This is a genomic window from Streptomyces sp. NPDC097981 (assembly GCF_040302565.1).
Classification (GTDB): Bacteria; Actinomycetota; Actinomycetes; order Streptomycetales; family Streptomycetaceae; genus Streptomyces.
On sequence record NZ_JBEORW010000028.1, the window covers coordinates 56,951 to 82,124 of the forward strand.

17 protein-coding genes and 1 pseudogene are annotated in these 25,174 nt (G+C 72.5%); 14 read left to right on the plus strand and 4 right to left on the minus strand.

From position 1 onward, the window contains the following. Positions 1-7: 7 nt before the first annotated feature. Entirely contained in the window at positions 8-772 is a 765-nt protein-coding gene (locus ABTY04_RS25520) for a thioesterase II family protein (RefSeq protein WP_352215716.1), read from the minus strand. Positions 773-1,212: 440 nt separating this feature from the next. Here ABTY04_RS25520 and ABTY04_RS25525 point away from each other — a divergent pair, with 440 nt between their 5' ends. The 10 genes from ABTY04_RS25525 (at position 1,213) to ABTY04_RS25570 (ending at position 16,927) form a co-directional block, all read left to right on the plus strand. Next, on the plus strand, positions 1,213-2,169 hold the full coding sequence (locus tag ABTY04_RS25525) for an aromatase/cyclase (RefSeq protein WP_352215717.1): 957 nt from the start codon (positions 1,213-1,215) through the stop codon (positions 2,167-2,169). A gap of 23 nt (positions 2,170-2,192) precedes the next feature. Next, complete coding sequence (locus ABTY04_RS25530; RefSeq protein WP_352215718.1) at positions 2,193-3,962, plus strand: acyl-CoA dehydrogenase family protein; 1,770 nt, start codon at positions 2,193-2,195, stop codon at positions 3,960-3,962. Positions 3,963-4,009: 47 nt separating this feature from the next. Further along, complete coding sequence (locus ABTY04_RS25535) at positions 4,010-4,849, plus strand: 4'-phosphopantetheinyl transferase family protein (RefSeq protein ID WP_352215719.1); 840 nt, start codon at positions 4,010-4,012, stop codon at positions 4,847-4,849. 109 nt (positions 4,850-4,958) lie between these two features. Then, entirely contained in the window at positions 4,959-7,034 is a 2,076-nt protein-coding gene (locus tag ABTY04_RS25540; RefSeq protein ID WP_352215720.1) for a condensation domain-containing protein, read from the plus strand. 113 nt (positions 7,035-7,147) lie between these two features. After that, a complete protein-coding gene (gene metK / locus ABTY04_RS25545; RefSeq protein ID WP_352215721.1) occupies positions 7,148-8,356 on the plus strand; it encodes a methionine adenosyltransferase in 1,209 nt (402 codons plus the stop codon). Between the two features lie 75 nt (positions 8,357-8,431). Continuing rightward, the gene (locus ABTY04_RS25550; protein WP_352215722.1) at positions 8,432-9,418 is read left to right on the plus strand and encodes a carbohydrate kinase family protein; all 987 of its coding nucleotides are present in this window, start codon (positions 8,432-8,434) and stop codon (positions 9,416-9,418) included. After that, on the plus strand, positions 9,415-12,870 hold the full coding sequence (gene metH / locus ABTY04_RS25555; protein ID WP_352215723.1) for a methionine synthase: 3,456 nt from the start codon (positions 9,415-9,417) through the stop codon (positions 12,868-12,870). The genes ABTY04_RS25550 and metH overlap by 4 nt, the downstream gene beginning before the upstream one ends. An 82-nt stretch (positions 12,871-12,952) precedes the next feature. Then, positions 12,953-13,819, plus strand: coding sequence for a methylenetetrahydrofolate reductase [NAD(P)H] (gene metF / locus ABTY04_RS25560; RefSeq protein WP_352215763.1), 867 nt, complete (start codon positions 12,953-12,955; stop codon positions 13,817-13,819). A 30-nt stretch (positions 13,820-13,849) separates the two neighbouring features. Next, entirely contained in the window at positions 13,850-15,268 is a 1,419-nt protein-coding gene (gene ahcY, locus ABTY04_RS25565) for an adenosylhomocysteinase (protein ID WP_266945609.1), read from the plus strand. A 54-nt stretch (positions 15,269-15,322) separates the two neighbouring features. Next, positions 15,323-16,927 (plus strand): acyl-CoA carboxylase subunit beta, encoded by a 1,605-nt coding sequence (locus ABTY04_RS25570; RefSeq protein WP_352215724.1) that lies wholly within the window; start codon positions 15,323-15,325, stop codon positions 16,925-16,927. A gap of 106 nt (positions 16,928-17,033) precedes the next feature. On the opposite strand, the gene ABTY04_RS25575 is transcribed toward ABTY04_RS25570, so the two are convergent. Further along, the gene (locus ABTY04_RS25575) at positions 17,034-17,393 is read right to left on the minus strand and encodes a flavin reductase family protein (protein ID WP_352215725.1); all 360 of its coding nucleotides are present in this window, start codon (positions 17,391-17,393) and stop codon (positions 17,034-17,036) included. Between ABTY04_RS25575 and rsgA the strand changes: the two are divergent. Beyond that, positions 17,326-17,583: pseudogene (gene rsgA, locus ABTY04_RS25580) on the plus strand (GTPase RsgA); the annotation flags it as partial. The gene ABTY04_RS25575 and the pseudogene rsgA sit on opposite strands and share 68 nt — an antisense overlap. A 106-nt stretch (positions 17,584-17,689) precedes the next feature. Continuing rightward, entirely contained in the window at positions 17,690-19,978 is a 2,289-nt protein-coding gene (locus tag ABTY04_RS25585; RefSeq protein WP_352215726.1) for an AAA family ATPase, read from the plus strand. A 24-nt stretch (positions 19,979-20,002) separates the two neighbouring features. Here ABTY04_RS25585 and ABTY04_RS25590 read toward each other — a convergent pair whose 3' ends face one another. Then, a complete protein-coding gene (locus ABTY04_RS25590; RefSeq protein WP_352215727.1) occupies positions 20,003-21,757 on the minus strand; it encodes a 3-hydroxyacyl-CoA dehydrogenase family protein in 1,755 nt (584 codons plus the stop codon). Continuing rightward, positions 21,754-23,121 (minus strand): crotonyl-CoA carboxylase/reductase, encoded by a 1,368-nt coding sequence (ccrA, locus tag ABTY04_RS25595; protein ID WP_352215764.1) that lies wholly within the window; start codon positions 23,119-23,121, stop codon positions 21,754-21,756. The genes ABTY04_RS25590 and ccrA overlap by 4 nt, the downstream gene beginning before the upstream one ends. A gap of 184 nt (positions 23,122-23,305) precedes the next feature. Between ccrA and ABTY04_RS25600 the strand changes: the two genes are divergently transcribed. Together ABTY04_RS25600 and ABTY04_RS25605 are read left to right on the plus strand one after the other, a co-directional pair. Next, positions 23,306-24,073 carry a thioesterase II family protein gene (locus ABTY04_RS25600; protein ID WP_352215728.1) on the plus strand — a complete coding sequence of 256 codons (768 nt, stop codon included), beginning with the start codon at positions 23,306-23,308 and terminating at the stop codon, positions 24,071-24,073. Next, complete coding sequence (locus ABTY04_RS25605; protein ID WP_352215729.1) at positions 24,070-25,092, plus strand: 3-oxoacyl-ACP synthase III family protein; 1,023 nt, start codon at positions 24,070-24,072, stop codon at positions 25,090-25,092. Before ABTY04_RS25600 ends, ABTY04_RS25605 begins: the two co-directional genes overlap by 4 nt. Positions 25,093-25,174 lie beyond the last annotated feature (82 nt).

The window sequence follows — 25,174 nt, forward strand, 5'->3', positions numbered from 1 at the left end:
CCGGCGGTCAGACGGCGCCGGCGAGCGAGGCGGTCAGCCGCGCCGACACCGTGCGCAGCACGGCGGCCGTGTGGTCGCTCAGGTAGAAGTGCCCGCCTGTGAAGACCTCCGAGTGGAAGCCGCCCGTGGTGTGCTGCTGCCAGGCCAGCGCCTCCTCGACGGTGACCTTCGGGTCGGAGTCGCCGGTGAACGCCGTGACCGGGCAGCGCACCGCGGCTCCGGGCCGGTAGACGTGCGTCTCCACGGCCTTGTAGTCGCCGCGGATCGTCGGCAGCAGCATCGCCCGCATCTCGGGGTCGTCCAGCAGCTCGGAGCCCGCCGCCTGGTGGGACTGGATCTCGGCGACCAGCTCCGCGTCACTCGCGTCGTGCCAGCGCTCGCCGCGGCTGACCGAGGGGGCCCGGCGGCCCGAGACGAACAGCTCGACGGGCCCGTCCCCCCGCTCCTCGAGGCGCTGGGCGACCTCGAAGCCGAGGACGGCTCCCATGCTGTGCCCGAACAGGGCGAGCGGCTTGTCCTGGTAGGCCGAGAGCTCCTCGGTGATCCGGTCGGCGAGGGTGGGGATGTCATCGATCAACGGCTCCGTGCGCCGGTCCTGGCGGCCGGGATACTGCACGGCCAGCACCTCGACCGAGGGCGAAAGCGCCTGGGCGACCGGGAAGTAGAAGCTGGCGGAGCCGCCCGCGTGCGGCAGGCAGAGCAGGCGTACGGCCGCGTCGGGGGCGGAACTGAAGAGGCGGAGCCATTCCGGATCGCCGCTGGGCCCGTTCATCTGCTTCTCCGCTCGCCGCTCTTGATCGTTCTTGATCACCTTCGATGACCGGTTCCAGGGTGCAGGCCGGGGAGGCTGTGCGAAACCCCGGACCGGCCGCGACGGCCGCTCGCTCGACGGGCCCTCGAGCGGATCTCCGGCACGCCTCCGGCCGTCCGGGAAACCCTGTCGACCAGCGGGTGTCACAGAACCCGCCGTGATCCGTACGACCCGGCCCACCCCCGTCCCGGTCGTACGGCTCGCAGCGCCCCGGCCGGCGCGCTGCACCAGATCCGAGGCCGTCGCCCCTCCTGACGAGGACGCGACGGCCTCGGATCTTTGCGTCCGGCGCGCCCGGCCGCCCGGCTCCTCGAGAGCCCCTGGAGTGGTCGAGAGGGATTCGAGCGGCTCTCCGGTGGATCTTGTCAATCTCGAGAGCCAGGGCGAGAGAGGTTGAGCCGATGACGGGTGACCGAGTGCACCGCAGGACATACGCGGTGGACGTGGCGGCGCCGGCAGGCGTGGTCTACGGGTTGATCGCGGACACCACCCAGTGGCCGCTGTTCGTGCCGTCGAGCATCCATGTCGAACGGCTCGACTTCGACGGGATCCGCGACCGGTTCCAGATGTGGGTCACCGCCAACGGGACGGTCAAGTCCTGGCTCTCGCGCCGCACCCTGGACGCGCAGGCCCACCGCATCGACTTCCACCAGGAGGTCCCGGCCGGGCCCGCCGCGTCCCTGGGCGGCCGCTGGACGGTCGAGGCACGGGGCGCCGCAGGCTCCCGGCTGACGCTGGACCACGAGTTCACCGTCGCCGACGACCGGCCCGAGGACCTGGCCTGGGTGGAACGGGCGACGGACACCAACAGCCGGGCCGAGCTGGCACGGCTGAAAGAGACCGCCGAACGCTGGACCTCCCTGGACTCCCTGCTCCTGTCCTTCGAGGAGTCCGTCCGCGTCAAGGGACCGGCCGAACTCGTCTACGACTTCCTCTGCGGCATCGCGGACTGGCTCGGCCAGGTCCCGCACGTCGCGCGCGCAGACGTCGCCGAGGACCAGCCCGGCGTGCAGGTGGTCCGCATGGAGACCGTGTCCGGACCGGACCCGGCGCAGACCACGGAAGAGGTCCGGATCTGCTTCCCGCACGCCTTGCGGATCGTCCACAAGCAGACCCGGACGCCGCTGCTGCTGGAAGCGCACACCGGGGAATGGTCGGTGATCCCGGACGAGACGGGCGTCACGGCCGTGGCCCGGCACAACGTGCTGCTGCGGGAGGAGGCCGTCGAGGCGGTGCTCGGCCGGGGCGCCGGAATCCAGGACGCGCGCCGCCACGTACGCGAACTCCTCGGCGGGCAGAGCGCCGCCGTCCTGAGCCTCGCCAAGCGGCACGCGGAATGCACCATTCGAACCCTCTGAACCGGGAGTTGATCAACACCATCATGACCACCTCCCTGCACGCCCCGGACGCCGCACCGGCCACGGCCGCCACCGCCTCCGCCTCCCACGAGGCGGCGGCGCTGCGCCGGGCCGCCCGGCTGGAGGCCCTCCTCGGCGCCCCCCAGGACCCCGCCAACCCGCACGGCATCGCCGCACTGTGCGCCGCCGACTCCCGCGGGGAGCTTCCGGCCGCCACCGAACGGCTGCTGACCGGGACCGGCCTCGCGGCCGAGTTCGTCCCGGCCGAGTTCGGCGGCCGCCTCACCCGCGCCGACCTGCTCGCCAAGGTGCTGCGCCCGGTCTTCCGCCGCGATCTGGCCCTCGGCTTCGGCTTCGGCATCACCTCGCTCTTCGCGAGCGCCGCGGTATGGGCCGCCGGCACCCCCCGCCAGCGCGAGCGGACCGCGGACCTGCTGCTCGGGGGCGGCCGGGTCTCGATCGTCCACCACGAACTCGCCCACGCCAACGCCATCCTGCGCGACGAGCTCGTCGCCACCCCGGACCCGCGCGGCGGCTACACGCTCGACGGCCGCAAGGACGTCATCATGAACGCGTCGAGGGCGGGCGCCTACGTGGTCTACGCCCGCACCGCGCCCGAACGCGGCCCCCGCAGCCACTCCGTGCTGCTCCTGGACCCCGCGGAGCTGCCCGCCGAAGGCATCCGGAAACTGCCCCGCGTGCCCACCCCCGGCATGCGCGGCGGGATCTTCTCCGGCCTGGAGTTCACCGGGTGCCCCCTCCCCGAGGACGCCCTGGTCGGCAGCCCCGGTGAAGGCGTCTCGCTGGCCCTGCGCACCTTCCAGGTCAACCGCTGCCTCATTCCCGGCGTCGCCATCGCGGCCGCCGACACCGTGCTGCGCTCGGCCGTGCGCGCCGCGTCCACCGGACGCAGCACCCCCGTGGCCAAGCGCTGGCACAAGCCGCTCGCCGGGGTCTTCGCCGACCTCCTGGCCTGCGACAGCATGGCCACCGTCGCGCTGCGCTCGCTCAACCTGCTGCCCGAGCGCGCCCACATCCTGGCCGCGGCCGTCAAGTACGTGGTGCCGGACCTGCTGCGCGAGAGCCTGGAGGAGCTGTCCACCGTCCTCGGCGCGCACGGCTACGAACACGGCAGCCCGAGTTACGGATCCGTCGACAAGCTCGTGCGCGACCTGCCGGTCGCGGGCCTCGGCCACGCCGGCACGGCCGCCTGCCACGCCGTCATCGTCCCCCAGCTGCGCAGCCTCGCCGAGCGCTCCTGGTTCCTCGCCGAGGAGCCGCCGCCCGAGCTGTTCCGCAGCGGGGCGACCCTGCCCGTGCTCGACTACCGGCTGCTGGGCATCGCCAGCGGCGAGGACTTCCTGTCCGCCTCGCTCATCGGCTCGGCCGGGCGCCTCGCCGCGACCCGGGGCGTCGGCGGCCAGATGGCCGTCCTCAGCGACCTCGCCGACGGCTTCGTCAACGAACTGCGCGCGCTGCGCGCCGAGTGCGCGGCCCTGCCCGCCACCCGGGCCGCCCTGACGGACCCCGCCGTCGTCATCCTCAGCGACCGGTACGCCATCGTGCAGGCCGCCGCTGCCGTACTGGGCATCTGGGAAGGGCAGGACGGGGCCGACCCCTTCCTCGCCGACCCGGCGTGGGCGGTCCTCGCGCTGTCCCGGCTCGCCGGGCGGCTGGGCATCGTCGTCCCGGACCTGCCCGAGAGCTGTCTGCGCCAGGTGCTGGACGAACTCGTACGCCGCTACCGCGGGGGCCTCAGCTGCGATCTCGACGGCAGCGAGCTGAGCCAGTGAGAGGGAACCAGCAGGGGAACCAGGAGAATCGGAGAGGGAACCACTCCATGCTTCACCAGATCGCACCGGAAGAGCGGACCATCGCACCGCCCATCCACGTCTCCGGACCCGGCGGGCCCTGGGACACGGTGTGCGAGAACCTCGAACGCGACGGCTACGCCGTGGTGTTCGCCACCTGGGGCGAATGGCTGACCGCGGCCCTCTCGGACCCCGAGCTGCGCCCGCTGCTCGGCCGTGACTGGCAGCGCTACCGGCGTACCGAGAATGCGGCGACGCGCTACTGCTTCGTCGCCTCCCGCATGGTCGTGAAGTACACGGCCGCCGCGGCCTTGAGGACGGGTCCCGCCTCGCTCGACCTTGCCTACAAAATCGGCGGAAGGCCGTACATCCGCGGATTCGACCAGATCGACATCAGCCTGAGCCACACCGACGACCTGATCGTGGTCGGCGTCAGCAGGACGGGCCGGATCGGTGTCGACACGGAATCCGCCGGGCGCAAGATCTCCTTCGAGCTGTTCCACGACCACATGTGCACCCCCGCGGAACTCGCGGAGCTCAAGCGCATGTCCCAGGACCGCCAGAGCTCCGAGATGCTCCGGCTGTGGACCCTGAAAGAGGCCTACACCAAGGCGCTGGGGCAGGGACTGCGGCTGGGCTTCACCGAGTTCGGCTTCGGTCTGGAGAGCGGCGACCTGCTCGCCCCGGACGGCTCCCCCGCCTCTCGCGGGGAGTGGGCGTTCGCGACCTTCCCGGTGCTCGGCGACCGCTACCTGGTGAGCGTGGCCTGCCACGACACCGGGCTGGACACCGCCCGCGACACCGCCGTCCACACGATGCTCGACGAGGGCTTCATGGGCGCGGTCGAGGAAGGTCTGGCGAGCGCGTGAAGCGGATGAGCAGGCCGTGTCAGCGCCGTGTCAGCGCCGTGTGGCCGCTGCTCGCATACTCGTTCACCTTTCCATGCCCGATGCACGCAGCCGACCGAGGAGGGAGCAGATGGCCGCGCCCGTGACGGTGATCGTCACTCCCGGCCCGCCGCCTTCGCTCGACCTCCACGGACCGCTCACGCAACGGGCCCTGGAGGCGGCGCTCGCGGCGCTGCCGCCGTGCACCCCCACCCTGCACCGGCACACCGACACCCATCACACGCTCCAGCTGCCCCCGTCGCCGTTTCCCGCGGGCATCCTCGCGGACCTGCTGGCCGCGCCGCGCTGCGAGGACGCCGCGCCCCGCCCGCGCGGCGCCGACGACCCGAACTCCGGTCCGCCCGGGGAGGCCGGCGCGCCCGAACCGGTTCGGGCCGCGGCCCCCGCCGCCCCGCTCCAGCGGGACGTCCTGCTCGACGCGCTGGCCCGGCCCGGCGCCGGGCTGCACGCCGGGCAGGTGTACTGGCGCTGGCACGGCCCCCTGGACGTCGCCCGGTTCACCGCCGCCTGGCAGTCGCTCGCCGACCGCGAGGCGGTGCTGCGCGCCGCCCTGGCCCCGCCAGTGCGCGACGCCGGCCCGCAGATCGCCGTCCATCCGCACGCCGCCGTGGAGATCCTGCGCCACCGGCACGACGCGACCGACTGGAGCACCCTGCTGGCCGCCGAGCGCGCCCGCGCCTTCGACCTGCGCCACCCCGGACCGCTGCGCATCGCCCTGCTGGACGATCCGCCGCCCGGAGAGGGCGGCACCCGCTCCACCCGGATCCTGATCACCTATCACCAGGCCCTGCTGGACAGCCGCAGCGTCCGTACCCTGCTCGGCGCCTTCTACCGGGCCTACCTCGCCGACGGCCGGGTGCCCGGCGGGGAGCGCCGCCCCGACGTGCGGGACCACCTGCACTGGCTGCGCGCCCAGAACCTGGGACCCGCCCGCGCGTTCTGGTCGCGGGCCGCGCCCTCGCCCGAGGCCGCGACCCTCCCGGCCCGGCCCGCCGCCCGCACCACCGGCGGGCTCGGCCACGGCCTGAGCCGGCACACCCTCAGCGCCACCGAGGCGGTCCGGCTGCGCGAATGGGCCGCCCAGTGGGGTGCGACCGAGAGCACCGCCCTGCACGCCGCCTGGGCACTCCAGCTCTACCGGCCGGCCGCCGACCTCGACGCGAACCCGCGCTCCGTGGCCTTCGCCGTCTCCGTCTCGGGCCGCGGCATCCTCCTGGAGGGCGTCGAGGCACTGCCGGGCCCGTTGCACAACCCGCTGCCCGTGCAGCTCGTCGTCGACCCGGCCGCGACCGTGTCCCGGCTGCTGGCCGACCTGACCTGCCGGGCACTGGACGCCGCCTCCTACGAATGGGTGTCGGCCGGGCAGATCCAGGCGTGGGCGGGCACCTCCCCGGACGCGCGCCGGCTCACCGAATCCCTGATCGTGTTCGAGCCCCCGGCGCAGCGCGGACACGCGTACCGCGAGGACGCGTACCGCGAGGAGCTCGCCGCCGAGGGCGTCCGGGTGGACCCGCCCGAGGCCGTCGGCCCGCTCACCGGTGTGCCCTTCACCCTCGCCGCCCGCCACGAGGCGGACGGCTCCCTGGTGCTGACCGCCGTACACGACCGCACCCGCTTCTCCGACAACGCGGCCGCGCTGATCCTGTCGCAGACCGCGGGCCTGCTGCGCGAACTGCCTTTCTCAGTCGACGGGTTGACGACCGTGGCCGAGGCGCTCGGGCTGCTCTCGGGGGCCCGCGTGCCCCCGGTCACCATCCGCCCGACCGGCGCGCTGCGCCTGCTGCGCGAAGCCGCCCACCCGGGCGCCGGCACGATCTGCCTGATCCCGCCGCCGGACGCGCCGCCGGACTGCTACGGCGGGCTCGCCGATCTCCACCCGGGACCGGAGGCGCTGGCCACCTTGACCGCCCCGGCGGACGCGGCGGACTTCCTGACCGGGTTGCGCCCCGCGCTGGCCACCGGGGAGCCCCTCGTCCTGGGCTGCTTCTCCGGCGCGGGCACCCTCGCCTGCGAGATCGCCGACCGGATCGCCGCCCACGGCTGGTACCCGCCGCTCGTCGTGATCGCGGGCGCCGCCGACGGCGGCCCGGATTCCGCCCGCGCCCTCACCGGGGCGCTCAACTCCGCGACCGCGAGAACCGGATGAGCCTCTGACCTGCCGCCGTTGCCTGTCGACCCCGGCCCGCGCACCTCGTCCACCCGAGCTCTCCCACCACCGCTCTGCCATGGGCCGAGCGTCCTCTCCCACCCTGGAGCACTATGTCCCGCCGACTGTTCACCTCCGAGTCCGTAACCGAAGGCCACCCCGACAAGATCGCTGACCAGATCAGCGACACGATCCTCGACGCGCTCCTCACCCAGGACCCGACCTCCCGCGTCGCCGTCGAGACCCTCATCACCACCGGTCTCGTGCACATCGCCGGCGAGGTGACGACGACGGCCTACGCGCCGATCCCGCAGCTCGTCCGCGACAAGATCCTCGAGATCGGCTACGACTCGTCCGCCAAGGGCTTCGACGGCGCCTCCTGCGGCGTCTCCGTCTCCATCGGCGCGCAGTCCCCGGACATCGCGCAGGGTGTCGACACCGCCTACGAGAAGCGTGTCGAGGGCGATGAGGACGAGCTCGACAAGCAGGGCGCCGGCGACCAGGGCCTGATGTTCGGCTACGCCACCGACGAGACCCCCGAGCTGATGCCGCTCCCGATCCACCTGGCGCACCGGCTCTCGCGCCGGCTGTCCGAGGTCCGCAAGAACGGCACGCTCCCGTACCTGCGCCCCGACGGCAAGACCCAGGTCACCATCGAGTACGACGGCGACACCGCGGTGCGTCTGGACACGGTGGTCGTCTCCTCGCAGCACGCCTCCGACATCGACCTGGAGGGCCTGCTGGCCCCCGACATCCAGGAGCACGTGGTCGAGTACGTGCTGGCCCAGCTGGCCGAGGACGGCATCAAGCTGGACACCGCGGGCTACCGGCTGCTGGTGAACCCGACCGGCCGCTTCGAGATCGGCGGCCCGATGGGCGACGCCGGCCTGACCGGCCGCAAGATCATCATCGACACGTACGGCGGCATGGCCCGCCACGGCGGCGGCGCCTTCTCCGGCAAGGACCCGTCCAAGGTCGACCGCTCCGCCGCCTACGCCATGCGCTGGGTGGCCAAGAACGTGGTCGCCGCCGGTCTCGCCTCGCGCTGCGAGGTCCAGGTCGCGTACGCGATCGGCAAGGCCGAGCCCGTCGGCCTGTTCGTCGAGACCTTCGGCACCGCCAAGGTCGACACGCAGAAGATCGAGGACGCCATCGGCGAGGTCTTCGACCTCCGCCCGGCCGCGATCATCCGCGACCTCGACCTGCTGCGCCCCATCTACGCCCAGACCGCCGCCTACGGCCACTTCGGCCGCGAGCTGCCGGACTTCACCTGGGAGCGCACCGACCGCGCCGAGCAGCTCAAGGCAGCGGTCGCCCGCTGACACCCGTACGACCGCCACCCAACCGCCCCGCCGACGGCGGGACTCCGGCCCACTCCGTCCCGATCAGGAGACCACGTGCGTATCGCGGTGACTGGATCCATCGCCACGGATCACCTCATGGCCTTCCCGGGCCGTTTCGTCGACCAGCTGCTCCCGGACCAGCTGGAACACATCTCGCTCTCGTTCCTCGTCGACTCGCTCGAGGTGCGGCGGGGCGGGGTGGCGGCCAACATCGCCTACGGTCTCGGCGGACTGGGCCTCGCCCCCGTCCTCGCCGGGGCGGTGGGCATCGACTTCCACGAGTACGAGGTCTGGCTCAAGGAACACGGAGTCGACACCAGCGGGGTGTACGTCTCCGACACCTGCCAGACCGCGCGCTTCATGTGCATGACCGACGAGGACTCCAACCAGATCGCGTCCTTCTACGCCGGTGCGATGGCGGAGGCTGCCGAGATCGACCTGCGCGCCCTCACCGCAGCCGGGGACGCGCCCGTCGACCTGGTGCTCGTCTCGCCCAACGACCCGGCCGCGATGCTCTGGCACACCCGCCAGTGCCGGGGGCTGGGCATCCCGTTCGCCGCCGACCCCTCTCAGCAGCTCGCCCGCCTCGACGGCGACGAGGTACGGGAGCTGGTGACGGGGGCGCGCTGGCTGTTCACCAACGCGTACGAGGCCGCGCTGCTGCGCGAGCGGACCGGCTGGGACGTGGAGCAGATCCTCGACCGGGTCGGCATCTGGGTGACCACCCTGGGCGCCGAAGGCGTCCGCATCGAGCGCAAGGGCGAGCCCGCCCTCACCGTGCCGGCCGTGCCCGACATCCGGCCCGAGGACCCGACGGGCGTCGGCGACGCCTTCCGGGCCGGGTTCCTCGCTGCCGTCAGCTGGTACCTGCCGCTGGAGACGGCCGCGCAGCTGGGCTGCGCGATGGCCGCCCTGGTCCTTCAGGCCGTGGGCTCGCAGGACTACGAGGTCGAAGGCGAGCGGCTGCTGGACACGGTCGCGACGGTCTACGGGCCCGAGTCGGCCCGGCTCCTGGGCCCGGCGCTGCGGGCGCTGACATGAGCCGCACCCGGGCCGATGCCCTCAGGGAGGCGCTCGCCACGCGGGTGGTCGTCGCCGACGGTGCCATGGGGACGATGCTCCAGGCGCAGGATCCTTCGATGGAGGACTTCCAGCAGCTGGAGGGCTGCAACGAGGTCCTCAACGTCACCCGTCCGGACATCGTGCGCACCGTCCACGAGGCGTACTTCTCCGTGGGCGTGGACTGCGTCGAGACGAACACCTTCGGTGCGAACTACGCCGCGCTCGCCGAGTACGACATCGCGGAGCGCAACTTCGAGCTGTCGGAGTCGGGCGCCCGGATCGCCCGCGAGGTCGCCGACGAGTTCACCGCCTCCACCGGGCAGCAGCGCTGGGTCCTGGGCTCGATGGGTCCGGGTACGAAGCTGCCGACGCTCGGGCACATCACGTACGACAAGATCCGTGACGCCTACCAGGTCAACGCGGAGGGCTTGCTCTCCGGTGGCGCCGACGCGCTGCTGGTGGAGACCACGCAGGACCTGCTCCAGACCAAGTCCTCGATCATCGGTGCGCGGCGGGCGATGGAGGCGCTGGGCGTTTCCGTCCCGCTGATCTGTTCGGTGACGGTGGAGACGACCGGCACGATGCTGCTGGGTTCGGAGATCGGTGCGGCGCTGACGGCGCTGGAGCCGCTGGGCATCGACATGATCGGCCTGAACTGCGCCACCGGCCCCGCCGAGATGAGCGAGCACCTGCGCTATCTGGCGCGGCACTCGCGTGTTCCGCTGTCCTGCATGCCCAACGCCGGCCTGCCGGTGCTGACCAAGGACGGCGCGCACTACCCGTTGTCGGCCTCCGAGCTCGCCGACGCCCAGGAGACCTTCGTCCGCGAGTACGGGCTCTCGCTGGTCGGCGGCTGCTGCGGTACCACGCCGGAGCACCTGCGGCAGGTCGTGGAGCGGGTTCGCGGCACGGCGATCACTCAGCGCACCCCCCAGCCCGAGCCCGGCGCCGCCTCGCTGTACCAGACGGTGCCGTTCCGGCAGGACACCGCGTACATGGCGATCGGTGAGCGGACGAACGCGAACGGGTCGAAGAAGTTCCGTGAGGCGATGCTGGATGCGCGCTGGGACGACTGTGTGGAGATGGCGCGCGACCAGATCCGTGAGGGCGCGCACATGCTGGACCTGTGTGTGGACTACGTGGGCCGTGACGGTGTCGCGGACATGGAGGAGCTGGCGGGGCGTTTCGCGACGGCCTCGACGCTGCCGATCGTGCTGGACTCCACCGAGGTTCCCGTCATCCAGGCGGGTCTGGAGAAGCTGGGCGGGCGTGCGGTCATCAACTCGGTGAACTACGAGGACGGTGACGGTCCGGAGTCGCGTTTCGCGAAGGTGACCGGGCTGGCGCGGGAGCATGGGGCGGCGCTGATCGCGCTGACCATCGACGAGGAGGGCCAGGCCCGTTCCGTCGAGCACAAGGTCGCCATCGCCGAGCGCCTCATCGACGACCTGACCGGCAATTGGGGGATCCACGAGTCGGACATCCTCATCGACACCCTGACCTTCACGATCTGCACCGGTCAGGAGGAGTCCCGGGGCGACGGCATTGCCACGATCGAGGCGATCCGCGAGCTCAAGCGCCGCCACCCGGACGTCCAGACCACCCTGGGTCTGTCGAACATCTCGTTCGGTCTGAACCCGGCTGCCCGTGTGCTGCTGAATTCGGTGTTCCTGGACGAGTGCGTCAAGGCGGGTCTGGATTCGGCGATCGTGCACGCGTCGAAGATCCTGCCGATCGCCCGGTTCGACGAGGAGCAGGTCACCACTGCTCTGGACCTGATCTACGACCGGCGTGGCGAGGGTTACGACCCGCTGCAGAAGCTGATGGCCCTGTTCGAGGGTGTGAACACCAAGTCGATGAAGGCCGGCCGCGCTGAGGAACTCCTCGCGCTGCCGCTGGACGAGCGGCTGCAGCGCCGGATCATCGACGGTGAGAAGAACGGTCTGGAGACCGACCTCGCCGAGGCCCTTCAGACCCGTCCGGCCCTGGACATCGTCAACGACACGCTGCTGGAGGGCATGAAGGTCGTCGGTGAGCTGTTCGGCTCCGGTCAGATGCAGCTGCCGTTCGTGCTGCAGTCGGCCGAGGTGATGAAGACGGCGGTCGCCCATCTCGAGCCGCACATGGAGAAGAGCGACGACGAGGGCAAGGGCACCATCGTCCTGGCGACCGTGCGCGGGGATGTCCATGACATCGGCAAGAACCTGGTCGACATCATCCTGACCAACAACGGCTACAACGTCGTGAACATCGGCATCAAGCAGCCGGTCTCCGCGATCCTGGAGGCCGCGCAGGAGCACGGGGCCGACGTGATCGGCATGTCCGGCCTGCTGGTGAAGTCGACCGTGATCATGAAGGAGAACCTGGAGGAGCTCAACCAGCGCAAGCTGGCGGCCGACTACCCGGTGATCCTCGGCGGCGCCGCCCTGACCCGCGCCTACGTCGAACAGGACCTCCACGAGATCTACGAAGGCGAAGTCCGCTACGCCCGCGACGCCTTCGAAGGCCTGCGCCTGATGGACGCCCTGATGGGCGTCAAGCGCGGAGTCCCCGGAGTCGAGCTCCCGCCTCTGAAGCAGCGGCGCGTACCCAAGCGGGACACCCCGCTCCTGCTGGCGGAACCCGAGGAGGGCGGCCGCTCCGACGTGGCCGTCGACAACCCGGTGCCCGCCCCGCCGTTCTGGGGCACCCGCGTGGTCAAGGGCATCGCGCTCAAGGAGTACGCCTCCTGGCTCGACGAGAGCGCCCTGTTCAAGGGCCAGTGGGGTCTGAAGGACGCCGACACCATCGAAACGGACGGCCGGCCCCGGCTGCGCGGCTGGCTCGACCGGCTGCACACCGACGGACTGCTCGAAGCGGCCGTCGTGCACGGCTACTTCCCCTGCGTCTCCAAGGGCGAGGACCTGATCATCCTCGACGAGTTCGGCGGGGAGCGGACCCGCTTCACCTTCCCGCGCCAGCGCCGTGGCCGCCGCCTGTGCCTCGCGGACTTCTTCCGCTCCGAGGAATCCGGCGAGACCGACGTCGTCGGCCTCCAGGTCGTCACCGTCGGCAGCCGCATCGGGGAGGAGACGGCCCGGCTCTTCGCCGCCGACGCCTACCGCGAGTACATGGAACTGCACGGCCTCTCCGTCCAGCTGGCCGAGGCCCTCGCCGAGTACTGGCACGCCCGCGTCCGCGGCGAACTGGGCATCGCCGGGTCCGACCCGGGCTCCATGGACGGCATGTTCCGCACCGAGTACCAGGGCTGCCGCTACTCGCTGGGCTACCCCGCCTGCCCCGACCTGGAGGACCGGGCGAAGATCGCCGACCTCCTGCGGCCGGAGCGGATCGGCGTCCACCTGTCCGAGGAGTTCCAGCTCCACCCCGAGCAGTCCACCGACGCGATCGTCATTCACCACCCCGCGGCCACGTACTTCAACGCACGCTGACACCGGAAGGAACGATCCCTTGGCAGCCGTCATCGCAGAACGCCCCACCCTGGTCCGGCTCCGCCCCGCCGCCCGGCCCGGTGTGCGCGAGATCCTGGCCAGCGGCCGGCGCTCGTACTCCTTCGAGTTCTTCCCGCCCAAGACCGAGGCGGGTGAACGCACCCTGTGGCACGCGATCCGCCGCATCGAGGCCTTCGGCCCCTCCTTCGTGTCCGTCACCTACGGGGCCGGCGGCTCCTCCCGTGACCGGACCGTCGAGGTCACCAAGCGGATCGCAGCCGAGACGACCCTGCGCCCGGTCGCGCACCTGACGGCGGTCGGCCACTCCCGGGCCGAGCTGCGGCACATCATCGGCCAGTACGCCGACGCGGGCATCCGCGACGTGCTCGCCCTGCGCGGCGACCCGCCGGGCGACCCGAAGGGCGTGTGGACCCCGCATCCGCAGGGCTTCACGCACGCCCACGAGCTGGTCGGCATGATCCGCCAGCTGGGCGACTTCAGCGTGGGCGTAGCCGCGTTCCCCGAGCGGCACCCACGCTCCCCGGGCTGGACCGAGGACGTCCGGCACTTCGCCGCCAAGTGCAAGGCGGGCGCCGACTACGCCATCACGCAGATGTTCTTCCACGTCGAGGACTACCTGCGGCTGCGCGACCGGCTGGACTCGGTGGGCTGCCTGACCCCGGTGATCCCCGAGATCATGCCCGCCACCGACGCGCGCCAGATCCGCCGCTTCGCCGAACTGAGCGACGCCCGCTTTCCCGACGCCCTGGCCCGCCGCCTGGAGGCCGCGCAGGACAACCCGGCCGACGGCCACAAGGTGGGCGTGGAGTACGCGACCGCGATGGCCCAGCGACTGCTGGCCGAAGGCGCCCCGGGTCTCCACTACATCACCCTCAACCGTTCCACCGCGACGCTCGAGATCCACCAGAACCTGGGCGTCACCGCCTAGCCCCGCCATCCACCACCGGAGTAAGTCACCATGACCAGCCAGACCCCTGCCGATTTCACGGACTACAAGGTCGCCGACATCACCCTCGCGGAGTTCGGCCGCAAGGAGATCACCCTCGCCGAGCACGAGATGCCCGGCCTGATGTCGATCCGCGCGGAGTACGCCGCCACGCAGCCGCTCGCCGGCGCCCGTATCACCGGCTCCCTGCACATGACCGTGCAGACCGCCGTCCTGATCGAGACCCTGGTCGCCCTCGGCGCGGAGGTCCGCTGGGTCTCCTGCAACATCTACTCCACCCAGGACCACGCGGCCGCCGCGATCGCCGCCGCGGGCATTCCCGTCTTCGCCTGGAAGGGCGAGACGCTGGAGGAGTACTGGTGGTGCACGGAGCAGGCCCTGACCTGGCCCGGCGCCGACGGCCCGAACATGATCCTCGACGACGGCGGTGACGCCACCCTCCTGGTCCACAAGGGCGTCGAATACCAGAAGGCCGGCGCGGTCCCCGACCCGTCCACCGCCGACAACGAGGAGATGGCCCTCGTCCTGGGCCTGCTGGCCGACACCGGGATCGACTGGGTCAAGCTCGCCGCCGGCATCCGCGGCGTCACCGAGGAGACCACCACGGGCGTCCACCGCCTCTACGAGATGCACCAGGCGGGCGAGCTCCTGTTCCCGGCGATCAACGTGAACGACGCCGTGACGAAGTCGAAGTTCGACAACAAGTACGGCTGCCGCCATTCCCTGATCGACGGCATCAACCGTGCCACGGACGTCCTGATCGGCGGCAAGGTCGCCGTGGTCTGCGGCTATGGCGATGTCGGCAAGGGCTCCGCGGAGTCGCTGCGCGGGCAGGGTGCGCGGGTCATCGTCACCGAGATCGACCCGATCTGCGCGCTCCAGGCGGCGATGGACGGCTACCAGGTCGCCACGCTCCAGGACGTGGTGGAGACGGCGGACATCTTCATCACGACGACCGGTAACAAGGACATCATCATGGCCGCGGACATGGCCAAGATGAAGCACCAGGCGATCGTGGGCAACATCGGTCACTTCGACAACGAGATCGACATGGCCGGTCTGGCGAAGATCGAGGGCATCGTCAAGGACGAGGTCAAGCCGCAGGTCCACACGTGGAAGTTCCCCGACGGCAAGGTCCTGATCGTGCTGTCCGAGGGTCGTCTGCTGAACCTGGGCAACGCGACGGGTCACCCGTCGTTCGTGATGTCGAATTCCTTCGCGGACCAGACGCTGGCCCAGATCGAGCTGTTCACCAAGCCGTCGGAGTACCCGACGGACGTGTACGTGCTTCCCAAGCACCTGGACGAGAAGGTCGCCCGCCTCCACCTGGACGCGCTGGGCGTCAAGCTCACCACCCTGCGCCCCGAGCAGGCCGCCTACATCGGCGTCCAGGTCGAGGGCCCGTACAAGCCCGACCACTACCGCTACTGACGGTCCCCGCACGGCGGACACCCGCGTTCGAGCCGGGCTTGAGAGCCCGGCCGGATGCTGGGACGTCGGAAACAGGCCACAGTAAGCGACCGCGAGGAGAGTCAGTTGGAGAGTCTGCGAGAGCGCGCCACGGAGCTCGCGGCGATACGGGCCCTGGCCGTGGCCGGACCCGGCGAGCGGGCGACGGCCGCGCAGCACGCCAAGGGCAAACTGACGGTTCGCGAGCGCATCGAGGTCCTCTTCGACGAGGGCTCCTTCTGTGAGGTCGAAGGCCTGCGCAGGCACCGCGCGACGGGCTTCGGCCTGGAGGACAAGAAGCCCTACACCGACGGTGTGGTGACGGGCTGGGGCACCGTCCACGGCCGCACCGTGTTCACCTACGCGCACGACTTCCGCATCTTCGGCGGCGCGCTGGGCGAGGCCCACGCGGCGAAGATCCACAAGCTGATGGACCTCGCCGAGGCCGCCGGCGCCCCGATCGTGGGCCTGTGCGACGGCGCCGGCGCCCGCATCCAGGAAGGCGTGACGGCCCTCGCCGGGTACGGCGGCATCTTCAAGCGCAACGTGCGCAACTCCGGGGTGATCCCGCAGATCTCGGTGATCCTGGGCCCGTGCGCCGGCGGCGCCGCGTACTCCCCGGCGCTGACGGACTTCGTGTTCATGGTGCGCGGCACCTCGCAGATGTTCATTACGGGGCCGGACGTGGTCCAGGCCGTCACCGGTGAGGCCGTGACCATGGAGCACCTGGGCGGCGCCGACAGTCACGGAGAGGTCTCCGGCGTCGCCTCGTTCGTCTACGACGACGAGCGCGGCTGCTTGGAGGACGTCCGCCACCTGCTGTCCCTGCTGCCGTCCAACAACCGTGAACTGGCCCCGGCCGGTGACCTGGAGGACCCGGCGGACCGCCGCAACGACAAGCTGCTGGACCTGGTCCCGGCGCGTCCGACCCAGGGCTACGACATCCGCGAGGTGATCGAGGAGATCGTCGACCACGGCGACTACTTCGAGGTCCACGGCCAGTGGGCGCGGAACATGGTCTGCGCGCTGGCGCGCCTGGGCGGCCAGCTGGTGGGTGTGGTGGCGAACCAGCCATCGCACCTGGCGGGCGTGCTGGACATCGGGGCCTCCGAGAAGGCGGCACGGTTCGTGCAGTTCTGCGACGCGTTCTCGATTCCGCTGGTCACCCTGATCGACGTGCCCGGGTTCCTGCCGGGCGTGAACCAGGAGCACCAGGGGATCATCCGCCACGGCGCGAAGCTCCTGTATGCGTACTGCAATGCGACGGTGCCGCGGATCAGCCTGGTCCTGCGCAAGGCGTACGGCGGCGCGTACATCGTGATGGACTCGGGCTCGATCGGCGCGGACGTGGCCCTGGCCTGGCCGTCGAACGAGATCGCGGTCATGGGCGCGGAGGGCGCGGCGAACGTGATCTTCCGCCGGGAGATCGCCGCCTCCGCCGATCCCGAGGCGACCAGGGCGCAGCGGATCAAGGAGTACCAGTCGGAGCTGATGCACCCGTACTACGCGGCCGAACGCGGCCTGGTGGACGACGTCATCGACCCGGCCGAGACCCGCTCCCGGCTGATCGCCACCCTGCGCATGCTGCGCGCCAAGAGCGCGCCGCAGCCGAGCCGCAAGCACGGCAACCTGCCGCTCTAAATAAGTACGCGAGCCCGCAACGCAGTGGAGCCGGGACGGGGATCACCCGCCCCGGCTCCACGCTTGTCCGCGTCCGCCCGGCGGATCACGCCGGGCGGACGCGGGGTCAGGTGGCGGTGCGGAAGGCCCGCTGGTACCAGAGCAGCGGCCGGCCCGAGCCCGCCAGACGCACCTCCAGCACCCGGCCGACCAGCAGGTCGTGGTCTGCGGCAAAGCCGTCCTTGTTCTCCGAGACCCATTTCTGGGACGCGCGACGGCTGTCGAGGGCGCCGGTGAAGTGCGGTGCCACGTAGCGGGCGAGCATTTCGTAGCTGCGCTTGGTCTGCTCGCGGGTGGCCCAGTCCTGGGTGTTGACCAGCAGGGTGCCGAAGCCGCCGCTTTCGCGCTGCATGCGCTCGATGCCCTCGCTGAGCAAGGCCGATCTGCACCCCGATCCGGCCGCGGCGGCCGAGGAGGTGGAGCGCATCGCGCTCGGCTCCCCCGTCCACACCGTTTCCTCCCGCACCGGCGAGGGCCTCGGCGCACTGGACCGGTACGTCGAGCCGGGCCGCACCGTCGCCCTCGTGGGCCTGTCCGGCGTGGGCAAGTCCACGCTGACCAACCGGCTGCGCGGCGAGAGCGCCCCCACCGCTGACCCGGTCCCGGTGCACGGTGCACGGTTCCACGGCCGGGGCTCGAGCGTCCCTCAGGTCGCCCACCAGCGGCTTTTCCCCGGGCCCCGGCACACTGCCGGGAGCGGCACCGCACGGGGGGGGAGAGCCGATGACACCGAGGCCGCAGGAACTGGTGCGGCGGGACCGGGAGCTCGGCAGCCTCCGGGAGCTGCTCGCGGTGACCCGGCGCGGCGAGGGCCGGGCCGCCCTGGTCACCGGCAGCCCCGGCACCGGCAAGACCGCGCTGGTGCGGGCGTTCACCGCCGAGGCGGCGGCCGCCGGAGCCTTTGTGCTGCACGCGTCCGCCTCCCCGGCGGAACAGGGCATCCCGCTCGGCGTCGCCGGACAGCTGCTGAGCGCCGTACCCGGATTCACCGGGCCCGATCCCGACCCCGAACCCGCCGCCGCTCTGCCGGTGGTACGGGACGTACTGGTGGAGCTGGCCGCCACCGCCCCGGCCGTCGTCATCGCCGTCGACGACATCGAGTACACCGACGAACTCTCCGCGCGCTGCCTGCTCCACCTGTGCGGCCGGATCGGAGCCGCGCGCATCATGCTGCTCGGCGCGGGCTCCACGTACCAGCCGCCCCACCCGCCGGCCGCCGCCCTGCCCGTCGCCGAACTCGCCCGCCACCCCCGGTGCCTGGCCATCGCCCTCACCACCCTCGACGAGGACGGCGTCGCCGGGTTCCTGCGCACCCCGTACGGCGGGGCCGTGGACCCGGCCGGGGCCCGGCTGCTAGCCCCCGCCTGGCACCGGGCCACCGGCGGGAACCCCCGGCTGCTGCACGCCCTCGCCGAGGACCGGTCCCAGTGCGGACCGCTGCGCTCCGACCGTCCGGTGGCCTCCGCCGCCTTCAAACGGGCCGTCACCGGCTGCCTGCGCCCCGGCGGAACCCGGGACACGGCCCGGGCGCTCGCCGTACTCGGCCGCTCCGCCACCCTCACCACGCTCGCCCGGCTGCTCGGCGTCCACGAACGGGCCGTGGGGCCGCTGATGGACGTCCTCACCGACACCGGGCTGCTGGAGTCGGGACGGTTCCGCCACGAGGCGGCGCGGGCCGCCGTACTGGAGGAACTCCCGCCCCGCGAGAGCGCCCGGCTGCACACCGGGGCCGTCGAGCTGCTGCGCGCCGACGGCGCCGGAGCCGAGACCGTCGCCCGGCACCTGGTCGCCGCCGACGGGCCGGGTCCCGCGTCCGCGCAGCCGTGGGCTGTCGACGTACTGGCCGAGGCGGCCGAGCAGGCCCTGCGGGCCGCCCGGCCCAAGGCGGCCGCGGGATTCCTCGACGCCGCGCATCGCCGCTGCCCCGACCCGGTCCGCCGGGCAGCCCTGCTCGACGCACTGGCCGGCGCCGAATGGGAGAGCGACCCCGCCGCCGTGATCCGCCATCTCCATGCCCTCGAACAGGCCCTGGAGGCGGGGAGGTTCGAGGCCGACCGGGCCGCGGGCCCGCTCGGGCTGCTGCTGTGGCACGGCCGCCCGGAGGCCGCGGCCCGCGCGCTCGACACCCTTGGTACGGGGGAGCGGGCGCGGGAGCTGAGGGCCGGGGCGGCGTACGTCTACCCGGAACTGGGCCCGGCGGACGGGCCCGCCGCCGAAACCGGCCGTACGGCCGCCGTGGAACGGGCCGCGGAGGTCCTCGTATCGCGCCAGCACCCGGCTCCCGGCGTGGCGGCGGCCCTGTGCGCCCTGCTGTACGTGGGCGAGAGCGACCGGGCCGAGCACTGGCACGCCCTGCTGCGCGAGACGCGGACCACACGGGGAGCCCTGGACACCCCCGCCCGCCGGGCGGTGACCGCGGCGGCCGCCGCCCTGGTGCACGGCCGGCTGGGCCGGTACGCGGAGGCGGCCGGCGAGGCGGAGCGGGCACTGGGCCTGCTGGCGCCGGAGGCCTGGGGGATCGCCGTCGGGATGCCGCTGGCCGCGGCCGTAGTGGCCGCGACCGGGCTCGGCGACCACGAGGAGGCGGCCCGGCTGCTGCGCATCCCCGTCCCGGAGGCGATGTTCCGCACCCGCGCAGCTCCCCACTACCTGCTCGCCCGAGGCCGGTTCCGGCTCGCCGCGGAGCAGCCGGTGGCCGCCCTCGGCGATCTGCACGCCTGCCGGGACCTGATGGCCCGCTGGGCCGTCGAACCGTGCGAGGCCCTCGACTGGAGCACCCCGGCGGCCCGGCACCAGGACCCCGCCGCCCGGCTGAGCCGGGCGGAGCGACGGGTGGCGGTACTGGCCGCACAGGGCTGCACCAACCAGGTCATCGCCGCCCGGCTGTTCGTGACCGCGAGCACGGTCGAGCAGCACCTGACGAAGGTCTACCGCAAACTGCGCGTCCGTTCACGAACCGACCTCGCCGAGCTGCTCGGCCCGGGCCGCCCGGCCCGGGGTGCGCCGTCGTAGGCGTAGGGGCGTCTTGCCGGTGCCTCAGCTCCGGCGCTCCACGTTGCGGAAGCCCCGTTGGTTCTTGCGTCCCAGAGCGCCCGCCGCGACCAGTTCGGCCAGGGCCGGGGAGGGGGCCAGCTCCGGCATCTCGAAGCTCTCGAAGAGCCGTTCCTGGATGGCGAGCGAGACGTCCAGCCCGATCGTGTCCAGCAGGGCGAACGGCCCCATCGGGTAGCCGTACCCCTGCTCGACGGCCGCGTCCGTCGCGGCGATGTCCGTGTCGGCACGCTCCAGCAGGTCCAGCGCGTCACCGAGGTACGGGAACAGCAGCCGGTTGACGATGAACCCGGTCCGGTCCGGGCACTCCACGGCCGTCTTGCCCAGGTCACGGCAGAGCGCGCGGGCGGTCGCCAGGGCGTCCGCATGCGCGGCCGGCGTGTGCGCCAGCTCCACCAGCCGCATCACCGGGGCCGGGTTGAAGAAGTGCAGGCCGATCACGTCGGCCGGGCGGCCCGACGCCTCGGCGCAGGCGGTGACGGACAGGCTCGAGGTGGTGGTGGCCAGGACCGTGCCCGGTGCGCAGATCTCACCGAGGCGCCCGAACAGCACCCGCTTCGCGTCGAGTTCTTCGACGATGGCCTCCACGACCAGGTCGCGGTCGCCGAGCGCCGCCAGGTCGTGGGACGTCTCCAGCCGGCCGAGCGCCGCCTCCCGCTCCGCAGGAGTGATCCGGCCCCGGCGCACCCGGCGGGTCAGCGAATCGCCGACCGCTTCCAGGGCCCGCGCGGCCTGTTCCGCACCGCGCGCCACGAGCACCGTGTGCCGGCCGCCGACCGCCATGACCTCGGCGATGCCGCGGGCCATGGCGCCCGAGCCGACCACGCCGACGCGGGTGACCGGCCGGGCCGTGCCCGCGCTCGCGCCGCCGGCCGGCGGCGTCACCACGGCGCCCAGTTCGTCGTACGCGGCGAAGCCCTCGCCGCTCTTGCGGCCCAGGCGGCCGGCCGTGACCATCCGGCTGAGCAGCGGCGACGGTTCGAACGCGCAGTCCCCGGTGCGCCGCCAGCGGGCGAGGAGCGCCGCGTGGACCGAGTCGATGCCCATGAGGTCGAGCGTTTCCAGCGGGCCCAGCGGAAGACCGCAGCCCAGCCGCATCGCGGTGTCGATGTCCCGGGCGCTCGCGTAGCCCTCGTCGCACAGGATCGCGGCCCGGTTGAGGTAGGCCAGCACCAGGTCGTCGGCGTCCGCCGCCGACGGGACGGTGACGGGGACGGGCCGCAGGCCGAGCTCCGCCACGAGGGCGTCGAGCGCCGCCGCGGTGGTGGCCGAGGCCAGCGGGGAGTGGACGGGGCGGACGGGCCCACCGGAGGAGGGCGGAGTGAAGAACCGCAGGCCCGCGACCGATCCCGGGCTGCCCGAGGCGATGGCCAGCCGGGGCACGGACAGCGTCGTGGCGGTGGTCAGTACGGGCACGCCGGGCGCGCACCGGGCGACGATGTCGCACAGCACGGCCTTCTTGACGGCCTCGTCCTCCGGTACGGCCTCGATCACCAGCTCCGCCCGGGCGAGGGCGGCCGGGTCCGTGGTCAGGGTGACGGCGGGCCGGGCGGGCCCGTCGGCCTCGTCCGTCCGCGCGGCGTCGGCGGCCTTGAGCCGCCGGGCCGTACGGTCCAGCGCATCCAGGGCCGTGTCGACCGCGATGACCTCGTGCCCGGCCTCGTGGGCCAGGCGCAGCAACGCCTCGCCGACCGTGCCCAGTCCGACGATCCCGGTGACCGGCTTGCGCTCCGCGGTCACTGGCCGGCCTCCGCGGTGTCAGCACTGGCGTCGGTCCGGAAGCGGTTGATGGCCTCGAGGTGCGTGGCGCGCAGCTCGTGGTTCCGTACGCCCAGGCCTTCCCCCGGGGCCAGCGCGAGGACGCCGACCTTGCCGTGGTGGAGGTTCTGGTGGACCTCGTACGCGGCCTGGCCGGTCTCCTCCAGGGTGTGGACCTTCGACAGGGTCGGGTGGATCTTGCCCTTGGCGACCAGCCGGTTGGCCTCCCACGCCTCGCGGTAGTTCGCGAAGTGCGAGCCGACGATCCTCTTCAGCGACATCCACAGGTAGCGGTTGTCGAACTCGTGCCGGTACCCCGAGGTCGAGGCGCAGGTGACGACCGTGCCGCCCTTGCGGGCCACGTACACCGAGGCGCCGAACGTCTCGCGGCCCGGGTGCTCGAAGACGATGTCCACGTCCTCGCCGCCGGTCAGCTCGCGGATGCGCTTGCCGAAGCGCTTCCACTCCCGCGGGTCCTGGGTTTCCTCGTCCTTCCAGAACCTGTAGCCCTCGGCGCTGCGGTCGATGATCGCGGTCGCGCCCATCCTGCGGCAGATCTCGGCCTTCTGCGGACTGGACACCACGCACACCGGGTTGGCGCCGCCCGCCAAGGCCAGCTGGGTGGCGTAGGAGCCGAGTCCGCCGCTGGCGCCCCAGATCAGGACGTTGTCGCCCTGCTTCATGCCGGCGCCGTTGCGGGAGACCAGCTGGCGGTAGGCGGTGGAGTTGACCAGACCGGGAGAGGCGGCCTCCTCCCACGTCAGGTGCTCGGGCTTGGGCATCAGCTGGTTGGACTTCACGAGCGCGAGCTCTGCCAGGCCGCCGAAGTTGGTCTCGAAGCCCCAGATGCGCTGCTCGGGGTCGAGCATCGTGTCGTTGTGGCCCTCGGCGGACTCCAGCTCCACGGACAGGCAGTGGGCCACCACCCGGTCGCCGGGCTGCCAGCGGTTCACGCCGGGGCCGGTGCGCAGCACCACGCCGCACAGGTCGGAGCCCAGCACGTGGTACGGGAGGTCGTGACGCCTGGTCAGTTCGCTGAGCCGGCCGTAGCGCTCCAGGAACCCGAAGGTCGGCAGCGGCTCGAAGATCGACGACCACACGGTGTTGTAGTTGACGGCGCTCGCCATGACCGCGACCAGTGCCTCGCCCGGCCCCGGTTCGGGGGTCGGCACGTCCTGGAGGTGCAGGGACTTGCGGGGGTCCTTGTCCGCCGTCGCCATGCCTTCGAACATGCCGGTGTCTTCCTTGCGGACCACATTGCCGCGGTAGCTCTCCGGCAGCCGGAGGTTTTGGAAGTCACCCGGGGCGGCTTCCTCGGAGAGCAGAGCACTGATGATCTCGTCCACGTGATGTCCCTTGAAGTCGAGGAGCGCCTCAGCCAAACGTAGGAACGGGCCCCCTGGCCCCGGCACCCCAGACGTTCCCCTAGGCCCGGGCGGCGCCGGGGCCAGGGGGGTCCCAGGGGATCCGTACCGGGCGGCCGCACCCACAGGCTGGGTATTGAGCTCTGTCCGGGAATGAGGAGATCCGATGACGCGAACGACCGACGGAAGTCCCTGGTTCAGGAACTACCGGCCCGCCCCGCAGGCACCCGTCCGGCTGTTCGCCCTGCCGCACGCGGGCGGGTCCGCAAGCTACTTCCACCCCCTGGCCTCGGTGCTCTCGCCCGCCGTGGACGTGCACGGCGTCCAGTACCCGGGCCGCCAGGACCGCCGCTCCGAACCGGGCGAGACCTCCCTGGAGCGGCTCGCCGACCGGGTCACCGCCGAGCTGCTGCAGCTCGACGACGGCCGCCCGTACGCCCTGTTCGGGCACAGCATGGGGGCGATGCTGGCCTTCGAGGTGGCCCGCAGGACGGAGGCGGCCGGGCAGGGCCCGGCCCACCTGTTCGTCTCCGGCCGCCCGGCCCCCTGCCAGGACAGCTACGAGGCCTGGTTCCCCCGTACCGACGAGGAAGTCGTCGAGGAACTGCGTGCCTTGAACGCGACGGACGACGGACTGCTCGACGACCCGGAGGTTCGGCGGATGCTGCTGCCGCCCCTGCGCACCGACTACCGGGCGGTGCGCGAGTACCGCTTCCGGCCCGGGCCGCCGCTGCGCACCCCGATCACCGCCCTCACCGGCGACGACGACCACATGGCCCGGGTCGGCGCGGTGGAGGCGTGGCGCACCCACACCGACGCCGGGTTCGAGCTGTGGGTGCTGCCCGGCGGCCACTTCTTCCTGAGCGACCGCCTCGAGGAGGTGGCGGCCGCCGTGACCGACGCCCTGGCGCGGCTCTCGGTCGTGGCCGCGTGAGCGTCCACTCGCCCGCACTGGGATCTGTCGGCATCCTCGGCACGGGCTCGTACCTGCCCGAGCGGATCGTGCCCAACGAGACGATCGCCGCCCGGGTCGGCGTGACCCCGGCGTGGATCGAGCGCAAGACGGGGATCAGGGAACGGCGGTACGCGGCCCCGCACGAGGCCGCCTCCGACCTGGCCGCCGAGGCCGCCCTGCGGGCACTGGAGGACTCCGGCACCGACCCGGAGGACCTCGCCTGGATCGTGGTTGCCACCTCGACGCCCGACCACACCCAGCCGGCCACCGCCGCCCTGGTGCAGCACCGCCTCGGCGCCCACCGGTCGGCCGCCTTCGACGTGAACGCCGTGTGCAGCGGCTTCGCCGTGGCCCTGCACACCGGCGCCCGGCTCCTCGCCGCCCCCGAGGCGGACGGTCGGCGCCGCCCCGTGCTGGTCGTCGGAACCGACGTCTACTCCCGCATCGTCGACCCCGCCGACCGCCGGACCGCCCCCCTGTTCGGCGACGGCGCGGGCGCCGTCGTCCTCGGCCCGGTGCGCGAGAGGTACGGGCTGCTCGGTACCGGCCTGCGCACCGACGGCAGCCTGCACGGGCTGATCGGGGTCGGCGCCGGCGGCAGCCGCAAGCCGGCCGCCCTGAAGACGGTGGCCCGCGGCGAGCACTACTTCGCGATGCGGGGGCGCGACGTACGGGACTTCGTCGTACGGGAACTGCCCGGTGCGGTCGAGGAGACCCTTCGCGCGTTCGGGGTCGGGCCCGGGGAAGTGGCCCACTTCGTCCCGCACCAGGCCAACGGCGAGATGCTCCGCTCCCTGGCGGGATCGCTCGGCCTGACCCGGGCGACCGTCCACCTGCCCGTGGAGTTCCACGGCAACACCGGCGCGGCCTCCATCCCGCTGGCGCTGGACCACGCCGTGCGCGGGGAGGGCGGACCGGCCGACGGGGACCTCGTGCTGCTCGCCGGATTCGGCGGCGGCATGAGCGTGGGGACCGCGCTGGTGCGCTGGGGTGGCTGATTGCCGCCTTGCACGGATCTTCTAGCCGTGCTCCAGACCGAGGGGGGAGGCTCGCAGCACTGAAGCCGTTCTGCGGTGCGAG